Below are 14,043 nucleotides of genomic sequence, written 5' to 3'. Positions count from 1 at the left end.
CAGGGAAGAAGGGAGACCTCTGACACACCACCGGGCAAGGGGGCTCTTTGACGGCCGCCTGACTGAGCTCTGATACTGATAAGGGGAAGGGAGATCGCTCTTTATGCATGTAGCAGGCCCGGGGAGGGCGCAGGGCGTCTTTCCCGGGCCGTACCGGCGTAAGATTACTGTGCTGCGTGATTCAGCACCGCATTAAATTGTTCGACCGGACAGAAGCCGTTGGCATCTATCGGACAGCCGCTGAGTGCAAGTGTCACCCGCTGCGGCGGTGACGCCAGCGTCAGGGGGGCGGCATCGCGTAGCTGGCGGGTGCTTTGATACAGGTACTCAATCTTCATCATCTCTCGGTTTTTTGCCGTATCTCGCCAGCGCTGGAATACGATTTTTCCGCCGATGGGCGTACGTTCATACTGGTCATGCAGCCGGTAGGGTTTGAAATCCAGCGCCGTCAGCAGCGAGGCGATGTTCGAATCATGTCCCACCAGTAGGGTTATTTTCGGCGCTTTCGCCGCGTCGGTCACCAGTGCCTTATCCAGGTATTTTACCAGCGGCTTGGCGACGTTACGCGCTACCGCCGGGGAGGTAAACAGGCTGTCTTGATAGCCGTTTTTCAGCTGCGACAAGCGCCGCCACTGCGCGTCGGTGTTGATCTCGCCCCATGCGACCTGATCCGCCGGAAAACCTTGGTAATACTGCAGGGTAAATGCATCGACCAGCGAATTACCGATCTTCAGCGGCCCGGAGACGCTCGGCTCCTGCCCCAGGTTGGCGCTAAAATGATCCTTTCCGTCCGCCAGCGAACACAGGTGCTTCTCTTTGCATGCCGGGGAGTCTTGATAGTCTACGATCTTCGCCAGCAGCCTGTAGCTATCGCCCAGCTGCATTTTTTGCCGCTCACTCTCCATCGCCTTCAGCGCCTGTTCGCGAAACGCCGGAGAGGCATCCGTAATCACCGGATTAAACGTGGGATCCATGGTGCCCATCTTATCCTGGTGATGCACCACGATATCGCACCCCGGAAACGCGCCGGTAATGAAGAACTGCGCAGTAGCGACGGTGCGCTGCAGGCTGTTGGCGTAGGCATATACCGCATCGGGGGCAGGACATTCGCCGCTGCTGATAAGCCCCTGTTGCACCAGCCATTCACGCACATAGTGTCCCATGTACACCTCGAGCACGCCGCCTTTGGTGGTGAGCTGTCCGCCTGGGACATCCCACTGCGGCCAGGCTTTGGCGGTTGATTGCTCCAGCACGCTCCCGTTATTGGCCAGTGGGGCTCGTAGATTGTGCCGGCTCATGATCAGCACCTGCTGCAACTGGTATCCCTGCGGTTCACTTTGCGCCTGTGCGGCACCGGCCGCCAGCAGCACCCCGACAACGACCGCGACTATCTGTTTTTTCATCCCAAACTCCTTACGCTTCTTTGATACGCCGTAAAAGTGTGACAGGTTGGCGATAATTTGCCTGGCGCTATACCGCAAAGTTACACCTACGCTGCATGTAGACTTTATCGGCAGGCGCTGGCCATGGGCATAAGTGGTAGAGGTCATTCGGCGTCTCTCAGCCGGAAAGGCGCCCGCGGCTTTTCCGTTTTATCTCCACAGGAGCGGCGCCTAGGCGCCATTAGGACAGAGTGCGGGCTCAGCGTGCAGGTTAGGCATACAGGAGATAATGTTGATGTGTTATTTTATTGTCTTGTAAGATTTTTTCTCATTATGGCCTGCTGTAACCTCACGCCCCGGCAGACAGGGAACCCTCTCTCCACCACATGAAAACCATGTCGTATAAAGAACCGTTCGGCAGCCTGGCTGACATTTGACGTAAGCGCACTCACGCCGAGTCGGATGGCCTCTTCATGCAGGCGATTCATCAGTAATGTCCCGACGCCTTGGCCGGAGCAGGCTCCCGAGACAAAGAAATGGTCTATGTATCCATTGGGCTGAAGATCGGCGTATCCAGCGATTTCGCCATTCATCTCAACGATAAAGGGGCGCAGCTCCCTCATATGGCGGGCCCATTGTTCTGGGTCGATATCGGCGGGAGCCCAGGCTGCGATTTGTTCACGAGTGTAGTAGCGTGATGCAATGGTATGTACAGAAGAGAAAAAGACGCGGAATAACGCCATTTCATCCCCATGTCTAAACCTTCTTATTTTCATCAAACCTCGCGGGTCAGGTGGGGGGAGCCCGGCTGATAAAGCCTCGTTCATGCCGTTCGATCTGCTGTTGCAACGTTATCCCGGCGCTTTCAGCCACAACCAACCTCAACCGACAAGGGGCGTAACTCCCTGGCGTGAGGCGCGGTGCTTGGCGAGGCTCCGTTGATAAAGCGCGACGTCATAACGGCCCCTCTGATGCAGAAAAAACGGAGCCGCCAGCGAATAGAATGGACTTGCGGCGCATTGCGCACACGCTGTTTATGCCTAACAGGCTCCGAGATCCCGCGCTGCGTCGCTAATAACGTCGAGAGCGGGATCGCGTCATGATTTTCTAGGCTATTGAGACAGACGATCATCGTCCATGCCCTCCCGCGGCGCGGAAGGTGCACACATGCCTTATCGTAAACACTCCTCTGTTTCCTGCGGGGAGCCAAGATAGCGTTGCTCCAGATGGCGCCGCAGGTAATCTGGGTTCAGCGGCTCCCCACAGGCGTTACGGATCAGGGTGTCGGTATCCCAGCGTGAACCATGGCGCCAGACATGCTCACGCAGCCAGTCGCTGACCGGCGCCAACATACCGGCCGCCACCTGGGCGGATAGATCGGGAATCGCTCGCTCAGCGGCGGCATACAATTGGGCGGCGTACATGGCGCCGAGGGTATAGGTCGGGAAGTAGCCGAAGGAGCCATCCGTCCAGTGAATATCCTGCATGCAACCATCGCGATCATTCCCTGCGGTACTTAACCCCAATGACTGGCGCATCTTCTCATCCCACAGCGCGGGAATGTCCTCCACCTCGATATCGCCTTCGATCAGAGCGCGTTCGATCTCATAGCGTAGGATGACGTGGGCCGGGTAGCTCACTTCATCGGCATCGACGCGGATGTAGCCAGGTGCGACGGATTGATTGAGGCGAACAAAATTGTCGGCACTAAAGGCGGGATCGTCGCCAAAGGCTTCGATGACCCAGGGGCGCAGGAAGTTCAGGAAGCCATGGCTACGGGCAATTTGCATCTCAAAGAACAAACTTTGTGATTCATGGATGGCGGTAGATCGCGCCTCCCCAATGGGTTGTCCAGCCCACTGTGTAGGGAGATTCTGCTCATAGCGCGCATGGCCGGTCTCATGCACGATCCCCAACAAGGCGCTGAGGAAATCGTCGTTGTCGTAACGGGTTGTGATGCGGACATCCTGTGGAACCCCGCCGCAGAAGGGATGCGCGCTGATATCCAGACGACCATGCTGGAAGTCGAAGCCCAAGCGCTCCATGATGCGCAACCCGAGTCGCCGCTGCGCCTCGGTGGCGAAGGGGCCACGTGGCTGATGTGCAGGCTGGCGCCGCTGCCGTTCCACGACACGTTGCAGTAACGCGGGGAGCCAGCCCTTGATATCGCCGAAGAGGCTATCGAGACGGGTGCTATTCATGCCAGGTTCATACAAATCCAGCAGGGCATCGTAGCGGCTGACGCCCGCGTGTTCGGCACGGATGCGTGCCTCTTCACGGCTTAGACGAACGACCGGACGGAAGTTTTCCATGAAACCTTGCCAGTCATTCTGCTGGCGCTGCGTGCGCCAGGCGTGTTCACAGCGCATACCCGCCAGGGATTTCTCTTCGACCAGCGCGGCGGGGAGTAGGCTGGCCTGCTGGTAGCGACGTTGCATCTCGGCCAGGTTAGCGCGCTGCTCCTCGCTGAGACTCTCTTGCTCCGCGCGTTGCAACCATTGACCGGTCTGTGCATCGCTCAAGATTTGATGCATCAGTAGGCTGAGTTCGGTCAGCGCCTCAGCTCGCGCGACGCTCCCGCCGGCAGGCATGTTGGTCTGCATATCCCAGCCCGTGATCGCGGAGAGATGGCCGAAACGAGCCAGGCGTTGAAAGGTATGTTCCAGATGCTGATAGGCATTTGTCATGATAGGACCTCCACGGCTCGTGTCGCGAGCCGTCTAATCGATTAGTCGAGATCAGGCCGAGGGTAACGGCGCTGATGGTAGGGCGGCGGCGTGACGTGGCCAGGTGAACAGGAAACTGGCGCCACCGAGCGAGGAGCTGCTGATGGTGATTTGACCCTGATAGGCCTGAACGATGCTGGCAACGATGGCTAATCCTAATCCACAACCGCCGGTGGCTCGATCACGGCTGGGATCGAGGCGGACAAAGGGTTCAAAGACCCGATCTCGCTCGGAGGCCGGAATCCCCGGGCCATCGTCCTCGACCTGTAGGCAAGCCTGATCACCGTCGAGCCACAGTCCAATGCGTAGTTTATCCTGATTGTAACGTAAGGCGTTGTTAATCAGATTATCTAACAAGCGTTCCAACAGGCGCACATCAATGGCGCCAAAGTCGCCACGATGCGGTATATCCAAGATGATCGCTTGCTGCGGATGCATCTGGCGTAACTCTGCGACCTTTTCATCCAGCCAGAGCGGTAGATCGAGCGCCTCAAGGTGGGTGCTGACTTGAGGGCGATCGAGCCGGGCATAGGTCAATAGCTCGTCGATCAAGCCTTCTAACTGACCAATGTCGCGGTTAATCGCGGTTTGCTCCTCGACACTGAGACTATCGCTCATCGCCAGGCGATAACGTAAACGCACCAAGGGTGTGCGCAGCTCATGGGCGATGCCGTCGATGAGCTGTTTCTTACTGGCGATCAGAGTATTGATATTATCCGCCATGCGGTTGAAGGCGACCCCTAGGCGATGCAGGCTTGAGGTGCTATCGAAATGGGTACGCTCTTCGAGATGCCCCTCGCCAAGGCGTTGAGCGGCATTTTCCAGTTTGAGTAAATCTTGCCAGTGGGGACGCATCCAGAGAAAGACCGGTAACGCTAACGATAGGCCGATGAGTAGCATCAGGGCGAAATCGAATAGGCGCATCTCATGCAAGAAGAACAGGTAGGGAATGGGGCCAACCGCCAACACGTAGTGACTGCGTGGAATACGCTGTAAAAAGGTGTACTCGTCGTCCAGCGCGACGATCTCGCCATCGCGGAGCTTGCGCTCCTGATTCGCCGAGAGCTGGCGCTTGCCGAGTGGCTCGATATGAAACTGAAAGGAGAGATTCCAGTCCAGTTTATTGATGGTCTTGTTCCAGTCACGCGGCGGAATCTCGCGTAACTGGCTGCGGATCAGGTATAACGAGCTTTTCATCAGATCATCCATCGACTGGCGGCCGGCTCGCTCGGCGGTGACCTTGTAGACCAGGCCCACCAACATGGCCATCACCAAGAAGCAGACAAACAGCAAGAGATAGAACTGGATGAATAATTTGCGCATCGCGTTACTCCCAGGCGTGGGGCGCGAAGAGATATCCCTTATTGCGAACGGTCTTGATGCGCAAGGGTTCCGGGCCGGTGTCGTGGAGCTTACGCCGTAAGCGTGAGATGGCGACATCGATGCTGCGATCCAGCCCGTCATAGCTAACGCCGCGCAGGTTTTGCAGCAGGGCATCGCGATCCATGATGGTACCCGCGTGGGTGGCCAGCTCCCAGAGCAGATCAAAATCAGACGTGGAGAGATGCACCTCATCGGCAGCGAGGCGTACCGCCCGGTTCACCGGGTCGATGTATAGCTGGCCGATCGTAAGCGGATTGAGGCGAGCCGAGGGTGAAGGCGCATGGTTCGCCTCAGGCTGCGGCGTTGCATGTTGACGCAGGTGTAGACGTAACCGCGCCAGCAGCACCGCCGGCGGGGTAGTCTTGAGGATATAGTCGTTAGCACCCATTTCCAGCGAGAGAATATGGTTCATGTCGCTATCGAGTGAGGTGAGTAGCACGATAGGCCCGTTATAGAGCGGGCGCAGGTCGCGGCATAAGCTCATGCCATCCTTTCCCGGCAGCATAATGTCGAGCAAGGCCAGGTCGGGTTTCAGTCGGGTGATGGTCTCCAAGGCGGTATCACCGCGTGGCTCTAATGTGACATCAATGTCATGTTTACCCAGATAGGCCGCAATCAGTTGACCAACATCGGGATCGTCTTCAACAAATACAATTCTGTTCATCGTCTCTTAGCCTGGTTAGCGCAGGGGGCGGCCACCGTCGACCCCTATGGTACGACCGGTAATGAAACGACTATTCAACAGGAAGTCAATGGCGTTGACAATTTCTTGTTCGCCTGCGGCAATTTTCATCAATGATTTGTCTAGCGCCTTGTGTCGATAGGTCTCATCATCCTCAGGGTTGAACAGGATCAAGGCGGGGGCGATGGCGTTGACTTTGACCTCTGGCGCTAACTTGCGAGCAAAAGAGCGGGTCATATTATCCAGCGCCGCCTTACTGGCCGCATACGCGATATGGCCGTCACTCCCGCGTTCGACCACATAGTCGGTGATATGGATGATATCGGCCCCGGCCTCGCCTTGGCCGCGTAGCTGTGGCTCAAGCAACTGGTTAAGGAGGTAAGGGGTATAGACATGAATTTGCAACATGGCGCTCAGCGTCTGCTCGGGCGGGACGCTACTCGACTCCGCCTGCCAGGCGCTCGCGTTATGGATCACCGCCCGCAGCTGTGGCGTGGCCTGCTGTACCCGCCGAGCGAAGTCATAGATCCCCGCGGTGGTTGAAAAGTCGCTTGCTAGACACTGTACTCCCGCCTGACGTAGCTGAGTCAGGGCAGGGTATTCGCTGCGGTAGGCAACGATGACCGGAATCGCCCGGGCGCGTAGTGCTAACGCGAGTGCTAGCCCGACACGACGGGCACCGCCGGTGATGAGAACCGGTGCGCTCGGTTGATTGTCCATCTCTATCTTTTCCTGTTAACAATATGGATGTGGAATGCGTAAATATTATGCCATTTGCTGCATGGCGATATCTATGGCGTTAATTCGATGTAAATAAATATAGGATAATACCAAAATAGTGCAATAGTGCACCTGATAACGGGAGTGCGAGATGGAGCGTGATCTTCGTCACCATTATTGACGACGATTGGAATAGCTTGCGGTAAAACAGTGCGTAACACTAGAGGTAATTATGTAAATAAAGACAACCACCTCATGGTTAATATGTCGTTATCTTTTTAAATACGTTTTTCCCTATCGTTGAAATACGCCATACCTATTAAGTTTTATCTCTTTAAATCAAAGTGTTGTTTATTTTTTGTTGTGCAGCTTATGTTAACTCGCTGCTAATAAACTGGGTCTGAAGTTAACCTGTTGATACGAGTATCATAGGCTATTTGTATGTTTAATCCTTGGCAGCCTAAAAGCCACAACTTTTATATTGAACTCTCACCAGTGAGTTGGAATAATAGCCCGATAGCGTAGAAATAAAATGCTATGCGCTATTCATGGATGTACTCAGCGCCAGCGTGATGCGATTAGGAGTCTGGAATATGTCTGATCTTCATCAGTCTGTCGGAAAACACGAACGGGTCTGTTTTGACTATACCCATTTTTTATCTGCATCTTGTAATAAGCGTTGGCGCTTCGTTGATGCCATTTGTGGCGTGATGCCGCTGTTTGGTATGGTGACTCGCGATAGCGGGGCCACCGAGCGCATCAGCCATAGTTCACGCCTTGGTCAGTTGGCGCTTCAGGTACTGTCGACCCAAGTGAGCGATGAGACCAACATTCTGCGTCTGATCGAGCTGGTGAATCATCAGGGCTTGCCGGAGATAGAGATTCAGCTACCCTATGCACTGGAAGAGTCTCAGTTGCACGCCATCGCCGCCCAGTCCACCATTCCAGTCCGTATCGAGCTGCATGGTGAGCGCCTCTTGATCGCACTCGAGTAAGCGTCAGGTATCGCGGGCTGGCCCGTCGTAGTGAAATAACTAAAAAGAAAAGGTGGCTAGGCCACCTTTTTGTGTTGTGGGATGGCGCCCCTTGGGGCGCGCATGTCTTAATGCAGGATAAACCACCCGGCGGGTAGGGTCGCCAAGAGCAACAGGCAGATCCCCCCTCGCTCTAGCAGACTCATGCGTTGACGATCTGTCAATGCCCGACGGGCGTACATAAAGACCAGCAGGCCCGGAGCGTATAGCAGCACCGACATCAGTAGATGCGTCAGGCCAGAGGCATACAACAGCCATAAGCCGTAGGCGCAGGCGCCGAGTGCCGCCAGGGTGATCCAACGGTCGCCACGCTGCCGCGCCACCTTATACAAGAACGCGCCAACCAGGAAGTAGGGTACCAAGATCATCTCTGAGGCGATGGTCAGCAGATTGTTGTAGTTGGCACCGGTCGCCCAGATGAGGATCAGGGTGATTTGGGCCGCCCCATTGGTCAGCCAGAGCGATGAGGCGGGCGCCTCTTTGGCATTCTGGCGGGCGAAGATCTTGGGAAATGCACCATGCTGTGAGGCGAGGAATGGAACCTCCGCCGCCATGATGGTCCAACTCAGGTAGGCTCCGCAGACGGAGACAATCAGACCCGCCGCGATCAAGAGTTCACCGACTGGACCAATCATCTTCACCATCAGCCCGGCCATCGAGGGATTACGCATCTCGGCCAACTCGGCACGCGGCACCACACCCAGAGAAAGCAGGGTGATCAGCAGGTAAACCACCAGCGCGGAGACGACCGCCAACATGGTGGCGCGTCCGACATCGCGTTTATGGCGGGCACGCGCGGAAACCACGACCGCGCCCTCGACCCCGATGAACACCCACAAGGTGAACAACATGGTGTCTTTTACCTGCTCCCAAACCGGCACCCCCATCTTCACGCCAGTGAAGTCGATCGTAAAGGTGTCTAGGCGGAAGGCGATGGCGGCGAGGATGGCGAAGAGGCCCAGCGGTAACAGTTTGGCCAGGGTCGCCACCAGATTGATACCGGCGGCCGTCTTCACGCCCCGCAGCACCATGAAATGCACGACCCATAATAGGATCGACTCACCCAATACCGCCTGCCAGGTGTTGCCATCACCGAAAATTGTCTGCTGTGCCGAGTCGGTAAAGAAACTCAAGGCGGCGAAAACGATCACCAGATAAGAGACGTTAGCGATTACCGCGCACAGCCAGTAGCCCCATGCCGAGCAGAAACCGACTAGCTCACCGAACCCCTCTTTGGCATAGGTGAAGATGCCACCATCCAGATCGGGACGCAGACGGGTCAACAGCAGCATGGCGAGCGCTAATAAGAGAATGCCGACGCCGGTAATGGCCCAGCCGATCAACAAGGCTGCGGGGCTTGCCACCTCCGCCATATTTTGCGGCAGGCTGAATACACCGGCACCGAGCATGGAGCTCAGAACCAGCGCCGTCAGAGCGGTAAGTCCGAGTTTTTTTTCCAAGGCGAAATCCAACAGATAGATAAATTAACCCATATTTTACATTGCTATGATGTAAAAACTGACGATTACCGAAGTCCATCGCGGAGCGTGGTAAAAGTGGCGCCGATTGTACGGAGTGTGCGCCGAGGGCGCAATGGAAGACTATGCAATTTGAGTAAAAAATTATTCAAAAATAGCCGGTGATACGAGGTTTATCATGGGAAAACGGCCCCGTAGGGCCGTCAATAGCAGCAAGTGTGGTTTATTTAAACAGATCGGCGCTAACGGTCAGGTTACCGCCGCTCTGATTCTGCCACTGGCGCGTGATGTGGTAATACTTCGCCCCTTTGGCTGCCGCCCGTTTTGCCGTCTCTATCGACATGTCGGTCATGCTGTTAAAACGACCGCTGAAGGTGATGGAGTCGAAGGGAACCATCTGTGCGGCGGTGGCGTTATTCAGTTCCTGGATCTGCTTACCGTCGGGGAGCGTGACAGTGTAACGATTTGCGGTGGAGGATTGCGTCTGCCAGAATTGACCGACGCTATGGCTCATGCTGGAAGAGGTCGCGACGCCCGGGATCTCGACATTGGCGGCCGCGGCACCCCCGGCGGCGAGCGCCGCGCGCCCCGCGTCAGAGTCTGCGGGAATGGCGTCGGGGCTCTGTACCTGGCGCTTAGGCGCATCAGCCTTAAAGACATAGGCGGTGACGCTCTGATTCCCACCATTGTTGGTATCGATCTGACGGACAATATAGAAGGCAGCGGCATCTTTCTTCTTCGCAGCCCGGGCTATCGCGTCATTCACCTCCGGCTGGCTATTGAAGAAGCCATTGACCGTGACCGTATCGAAAGGCTGTAAGCGGACGGCTTCCTGCTTGGGGAGCTCCTTGACGCCGAAGAACGTCCGGTAGGTTTGCGCGTTATCGACACTCGGCGCATCTTTCTTATAGATATCGGCGACGACACGCCAGTTACCACCGCCGTTGCTGGCATTAGTATCCTGAATATAAAAATAGGCGGCGCCTAATTGATCGGCACGACGGGAGACGGCATCGGCCGCCTCACTCAGCATATTGAAGCGGCCGGTGATGGTGATACGCTCGAAAGGCTTTAGCTCCGCGGCTTTCTCGGGCGAGAGCTCCTGGGCCGCCTGGGCAGAGCATGCCGCCGCGGAGAGGAGGGCCGACGCAATGAGGGTGGTTTTCAGCTTCATATCAAAAAATCCTTTACGCCTTATTCAGTTATATTGGTTAGCGGCAGAAGCGCACACCGAGGCATCCCACTTTTGCCAAACCTTGCCGCGCTTAACAATGACGACACACAATAATGCGCTCGATTATTACATGTAATTGCCTGCCTTGCCTCAGGATTTTATACGATAAATGCTTTGTGGGCCTGTTCACCTCGGCGTGCATCAAGCGAACTTGGCGGCAACACGATCGGCCTCCTTTAACATCCATTGATCCAGCCTCGCCACCCCGCAGATGCCCATTACACGCTTTAGTGTGTGTTTTTAGGCTGGAAACGGTGCAATAAATGTCCAGAAATCAGATGCTAGCCAGCATTACTATGACAAATAGGCAGATTTTATAATTTTACTGTCAAGCGTGATGAACAATAGTGGATCGGCGCATCTGTTTTCAGTAGTTTATAACAAGCTATTCAGCAATCTTCGCTAACAGCATACAAGGTCATCGCAGATTATGGATGACGCTCATCTTATTGACAGGTGAAAAGGGACGATTATGCGTATTGGTGTACCAAAAGAGCGGTTGGCCAATGAAGCCCGCGTAGCAGCGACGCCGAAGACGGTCGAACAACTGCTTAAACTGGGTTTCACGGTGGCTATCGAGAGCGGGGCCGGCAAGCTGGCCAGCTTTGAGGATGCAGCCTATCAACAGGCTGGCGCCGAGGTGGTTACGTTGGATGAGGTGTGGCAGAGTGATGTGATCCTCAAGGTCAATGCGCCGGAGGATGACGAGATTGCGCGCATGAAGGCCGGTACGACGTTGATCAGCTTTATCTGGCCGGCGCAGAATCAGCCGTTGCTCGATAAGCTCGCACAGCGTCAGGTGACGGTGATGGCGATGGATTCGGTGCCGCGTATTTCGCGCGCTCAGTCGATGGATGCCCTGAGCTCAATGGCCAATATCGCCGGTTACCGAGCTATCGTGGAGGCGGCGCATGAGTTTGGCCGTTTCTTTACCGGGCAGATCACGGCAGCGGGTAAAGTCCCGCCGGCGAAAGTGATGGTGATTGGGGCCGGTGTCGCCGGGTTGGCCGCCATCGGTGCCGCTGGGAGCCTGGGGGCGATTGTGCGCGCCTTCGATACTCGTCCAGAAGTGAAGGAGCAGGTGCAGAGTATGGGCGCCGAGTTCCTCGAACTGGATTTCGAAGAGGAGGCGGGCAGTGGCGATGGCTATGCCAAGGTGATGTCTGAGGCTTTCATCAAGGCGGAGATGGCACTGTTCGCCGCCCAGGCACAAGAGGTCGATATCATCGTCACCACGGCGTTGATTCCGGGCAAGCCAGCACCGCGTTTGATCACCAAAGAGATGGTCGCCACCATGAAACCGGGGAGTGTCATCGTCGATCTGGCGGCACAGACCGGTGGTAACTGCGAGCTGACGCAGGCCGACCACGTCGTGACCACGGAGAATGGCGTTAAGATCATCGGTTATACCGATTTGCCTAGCCGCTTGCCTACACAGTCTTCCCAGCTGTATGCCACCAACCTGGTTAACTTGCTCAAGCTATTGTGTAAAGAGAAGGATGGGACGCTACACGTGGACTTCGAGGATGTCATCATCCGCGGGGTAACCGTGACGCAGGACGGGGAGATTACCTGGCCGGCACCAGCGATTAAGGTCTCCGCGCAACCACAGGCGGCGAAAGTCGAACCTGTCGCTGCCGTGGCCGCCAAACCGACCTCACCGTGGCGGAAGTATCTGCTGATCGCCTTGGCCATTGTGTTGTTTGGCTGGATGGCCAGCGTGGCGCCGAGTGAGTTTCTCTCCCACTTTACCGTCTTCGCGCTCTCCTGCGTGGTGGGGTACTACGTGGTGTGGAATGTGAGCCATGCGTTGCATACACCGCTGATGTCGGTCACGAATGCAATCTCTGGCATCATCGTGGTCGGTGCGCTGTTGCAGATTGGGCATGGCGGTTGGATCACCTTCTTTGCCTTTATTGCGGTGTTGATCGCCAGTATCAACATCTTCGGTGGTTTCACCGTCACCCAGCGCATGCTGAAAATGTTTCGCAAGAACTGAAGGAGGTAACAAATGTCTGGAGGATTAGTAACCGCAGCATACATTGTTGCCGCCATCCTGTTTATTTTTAGTCTGGCTGGCTTGTCCAAGCATGAGACATCGAAGCAGGGTAACACCTTCGGTATGGTCGGTATGGCCATCGCCCTGATCGCGACCATCTGTGGCCCTGACGCCGCAAACATCGGTTGGATCATTGTGGCGATGGTGATCGGGGGGGCTATCGGTATCTATCTGGCGCGCAAGGTTGAAATGACCGAGATGCCGGAGCTGGTTGCCGTGCTGCATAGCTTCGTCGGTTTGGCCGCCGTCCTGGTAGGTTACAATAGCTATATCGAGCATGAGCCGGGCAGTATGGCGCAGGTGCTGGAGAACATCCATCTGGTGGAGGTTTTCCTCGGCGTCTTCATCGGTGCGGTGACCTTTACCGGGTCGATCGTCGCGTTTGGTAAACTACGCGGTATCATTTCGTCCAAGCCGTTGATGCTGCCTCATCGCCACAAGCTGAATCTGGCGGCGTTGGTCGTCTCATTCCTGTTGCTATTGTGGTTTGTGAACACCGGATCTACCGGCGCGCAGGTCGTTGCCTTGTTGCTGATGACCGTGATCGCACTGGCCTTCGGCTGGCACTTGGTGGCCTCCATCGGCGGTGCCGACATGCCGGTCGTGGTGTCGATGTTGAACTCCTATTCGGGTTGGGCCGCGGCGGCCGCCGGCTTTATGCTGAGCAACGATCTGCTGATCGTCACCGGCGCGTTGGTCGGTTCTTCCGGTGCCATCCTCTCTTACATCATGTGTAAGGCGATGAATCGCTCCTTCATCAGCGTAATCGCCGGTGGTTTCGGGACCGATGGTTCGTCGACGGGCGATGAAGGTGAGATGGGCGAATACCGTGAGGCGAGCGCCGAAGAGGTGGCCGAGATGCTGAAGAACTCCTCGTCGGTCATCATCACCCCGGGCTATGGTATGGCCGTCGCTCAGGCTCAGTATCCGGTAGCCGAGATCACCCAGAAGCTGCGCGATCGTGGTGTGAAGGTGCGTTTCGGTATCCACCCGGTCGCGGGGCGACTGCCTGGCCATATGAACGTGCTGCTGGCCGAGGCCAAGGTGCCTTATGACGTGGTGCTGGAGATGGACGAGATCAACGATGATTTCGCCGATACGGATACGGTGCTGGTTATCGGTGCTAACGACACGGTCAACCCGGCGGCGATGGAGGATCCCCGTAGTCCGATCGCGGGGATGCCGGTATTGGAGGTGTGGAAGGCGCAAAACGTCATCGTGTTCAAGCGCTCAATGAATACCGGTTATGCCGGGGTTCAGAACCCGCTGTTCTTTAAAGAGAATACTCAGATGCTGTTCGGCGATGCCAAGGATAGCGTCGAGGCGATTCTACGCGCATTATAAG

General features: G+C 56.1%; 11 protein-coding genes. 3 read left to right on the top strand and 8 right to left on the bottom strand.

The window, feature by feature from the left end:
• Positions 1–164: 164 nt before the first annotated feature.
• The 6 genes from agp to folM all read right to left on the bottom strand — a co-directional run bounded on the left by agp (position 165) and on the right by folM (position 6,893).
• Positions 165–1,403, bottom strand: a complete 1,239-nt coding sequence (gene agp, locus DCL27_RS08480) for a bifunctional glucose-1-phosphatase/inositol phosphatase (protein ID WP_035598855.1) — start codon at positions 1,401–1,403, stop codon at positions 165–167.
• Positions 1,404–1,687: 284 nt separating this feature from the next.
• Positions 1,688–2,158, bottom strand: coding sequence for a GNAT family N-acetyltransferase (locus DCL27_RS08475; protein WP_035598928.1), 471 nt, complete (start codon positions 2,156–2,158; stop codon positions 1,688–1,690).
• Positions 2,159–2,554: 396 nt separating this feature from the next.
• Entirely contained in the window at positions 2,555–4,069 is a 1,515-nt protein-coding gene (locus DCL27_RS08470; RefSeq protein ID WP_035598858.1) for a carboxypeptidase M32, read from the bottom strand.
• 51 nt (positions 4,070–4,120) lie between these two features.
• Positions 4,121–5,431 carry a two-component system sensor histidine kinase RstB gene (gene rstB / locus DCL27_RS08465; RefSeq protein WP_005285933.1) on the bottom strand — a complete coding sequence of 437 codons (1,311 nt, stop codon included), beginning with the start codon at positions 5,429–5,431 and terminating at the stop codon, positions 4,121–4,123.
• Between the two features lie 4 nt (positions 5,432–5,435).
• The gene (gene rstA, locus DCL27_RS08460; RefSeq protein WP_035598861.1) at positions 5,436–6,155 is read right to left on the bottom strand and encodes a two-component system response regulator RstA; all 720 of its coding nucleotides are present in this window, start codon (positions 6,153–6,155) and stop codon (positions 5,436–5,438) included.
• Positions 6,156–6,170: 15 nt separating this feature from the next.
• Positions 6,171–6,893, bottom strand: a complete 723-nt coding sequence (folM, locus tag DCL27_RS08455; protein WP_035598864.1) for a dihydromonapterin reductase — start codon at positions 6,891–6,893, stop codon at positions 6,171–6,173.
• 593 nt (positions 6,894–7,486) lie between these two features.
• Here folM and DCL27_RS08450 point away from each other — a divergent pair.
• On the top strand, positions 7,487–7,888 hold the full coding sequence (locus DCL27_RS08450) for a hypothetical protein (RefSeq protein ID WP_005293714.1): 402 nt from the start codon (positions 7,487–7,489) through the stop codon (positions 7,886–7,888).
• Between the two features lie 107 nt (positions 7,889–7,995).
• Here the strand turns inward: DCL27_RS08450 and DCL27_RS08445 are convergent, their stop codons facing one another.
• Both DCL27_RS08445 and ydgH read right to left on the bottom strand, forming a co-directional pair.
• On the bottom strand, positions 7,996–9,387 hold the full coding sequence (locus tag DCL27_RS08445; protein WP_228594420.1) for an amino acid permease: 1,392 nt from the start codon (positions 9,385–9,387) through the stop codon (positions 7,996–7,998).
• Between the two features lie 241 nt (positions 9,388–9,628).
• Positions 9,629–10,579 (bottom strand): DUF1471 family protein YdgH, encoded by a 951-nt coding sequence (gene ydgH / locus DCL27_RS08440; protein WP_005285942.1) that lies wholly within the window; start codon positions 10,577–10,579, stop codon positions 9,629–9,631.
• Between the two features lie 532 nt (positions 10,580–11,111).
• Here ydgH and pntA point away from each other — a divergent pair.
• Positions 11,112–12,638 (top strand): Re/Si-specific NAD(P)(+) transhydrogenase subunit alpha, encoded by a 1,527-nt coding sequence (gene pntA, locus DCL27_RS08435; protein ID WP_035598870.1) that lies wholly within the window; start codon positions 11,112–11,114, stop codon positions 12,636–12,638.
• Between the two features lie 12 nt (positions 12,639–12,650).
• On the top strand, positions 12,651–14,042 hold the full coding sequence (gene pntB, locus DCL27_RS08430) for a Re/Si-specific NAD(P)(+) transhydrogenase subunit beta (RefSeq protein WP_005285952.1): 1,392 nt from the start codon (positions 12,651–12,653) through the stop codon (positions 14,040–14,042).
• Position 14,043 lies beyond the last annotated feature (1 nt).

Source organism: Edwardsiella tarda ATCC 15947 = NBRC 105688, from assembly GCF_003113495.2.
In the GTDB taxonomy this organism is placed as follows: domain Bacteria; phylum Pseudomonadota; class Gammaproteobacteria; order Enterobacterales; family Enterobacteriaceae; genus Edwardsiella; species Edwardsiella tarda.
The sequence above is the reverse complement of the archived record's forward strand: the minus strand, read 5'-3'. Positions and strand labels throughout refer to the sequence as shown.

Coding starts and splice junctions, on each gene's coding strand:
- pntA (WP_035598870.1), top strand. CDS start 11,112: ATGCGTATTGGTGTACCAAAAGAGCGGTTGGCCAATGAAGCCCGCGTA.
- rstA (WP_035598861.1), bottom strand. CDS start 6,155: ATGAACAGAATTGTATTTGTTGAAGACGATCCCGATGTTGGTCAACTG.
- ydgH (WP_005285942.1), bottom strand. CDS start 10,579: ATGAAGCTGAAAACCACCCTCATTGCGTCGGCCCTCCTCTCCGCGGCG.
- DCL27_RS08450 (WP_005293714.1), top strand. CDS start 7,487: ATGTCTGATCTTCATCAGTCTGTCGGAAAACACGAACGGGTCTGTTTT.
- DCL27_RS08470 (WP_035598858.1), bottom strand. CDS start 4,069: ATGACAAATGCCTATCAGCATCTGGAACATACCTTTCAACGCCTGGCT.
- agp (WP_035598855.1), bottom strand. CDS start 1,403: ATGAAAAAACAGATAGTCGCGGTCGTTGTCGGGGTGCTGCTGGCGGCC.
- pntB (WP_005285952.1), top strand. CDS start 12,651: ATGTCTGGAGGATTAGTAACCGCAGCATACATTGTTGCCGCCATCCTG.
- DCL27_RS08475 (WP_035598928.1), bottom strand. CDS start 2,158: ATGAAAATAAGAAGGTTTAGACATGGGGATGAAATGGCGTTATTCCGC.
- folM (WP_035598864.1), bottom strand. CDS start 6,893: ATGGACAATCAACCGAGCGCACCGGTTCTCATCACCGGCGGTGCCCGT.
- rstB (WP_005285933.1), bottom strand. CDS start 5,431: ATGCGCAAATTATTCATCCAGTTCTATCTCTTGCTGTTTGTCTGCTTC.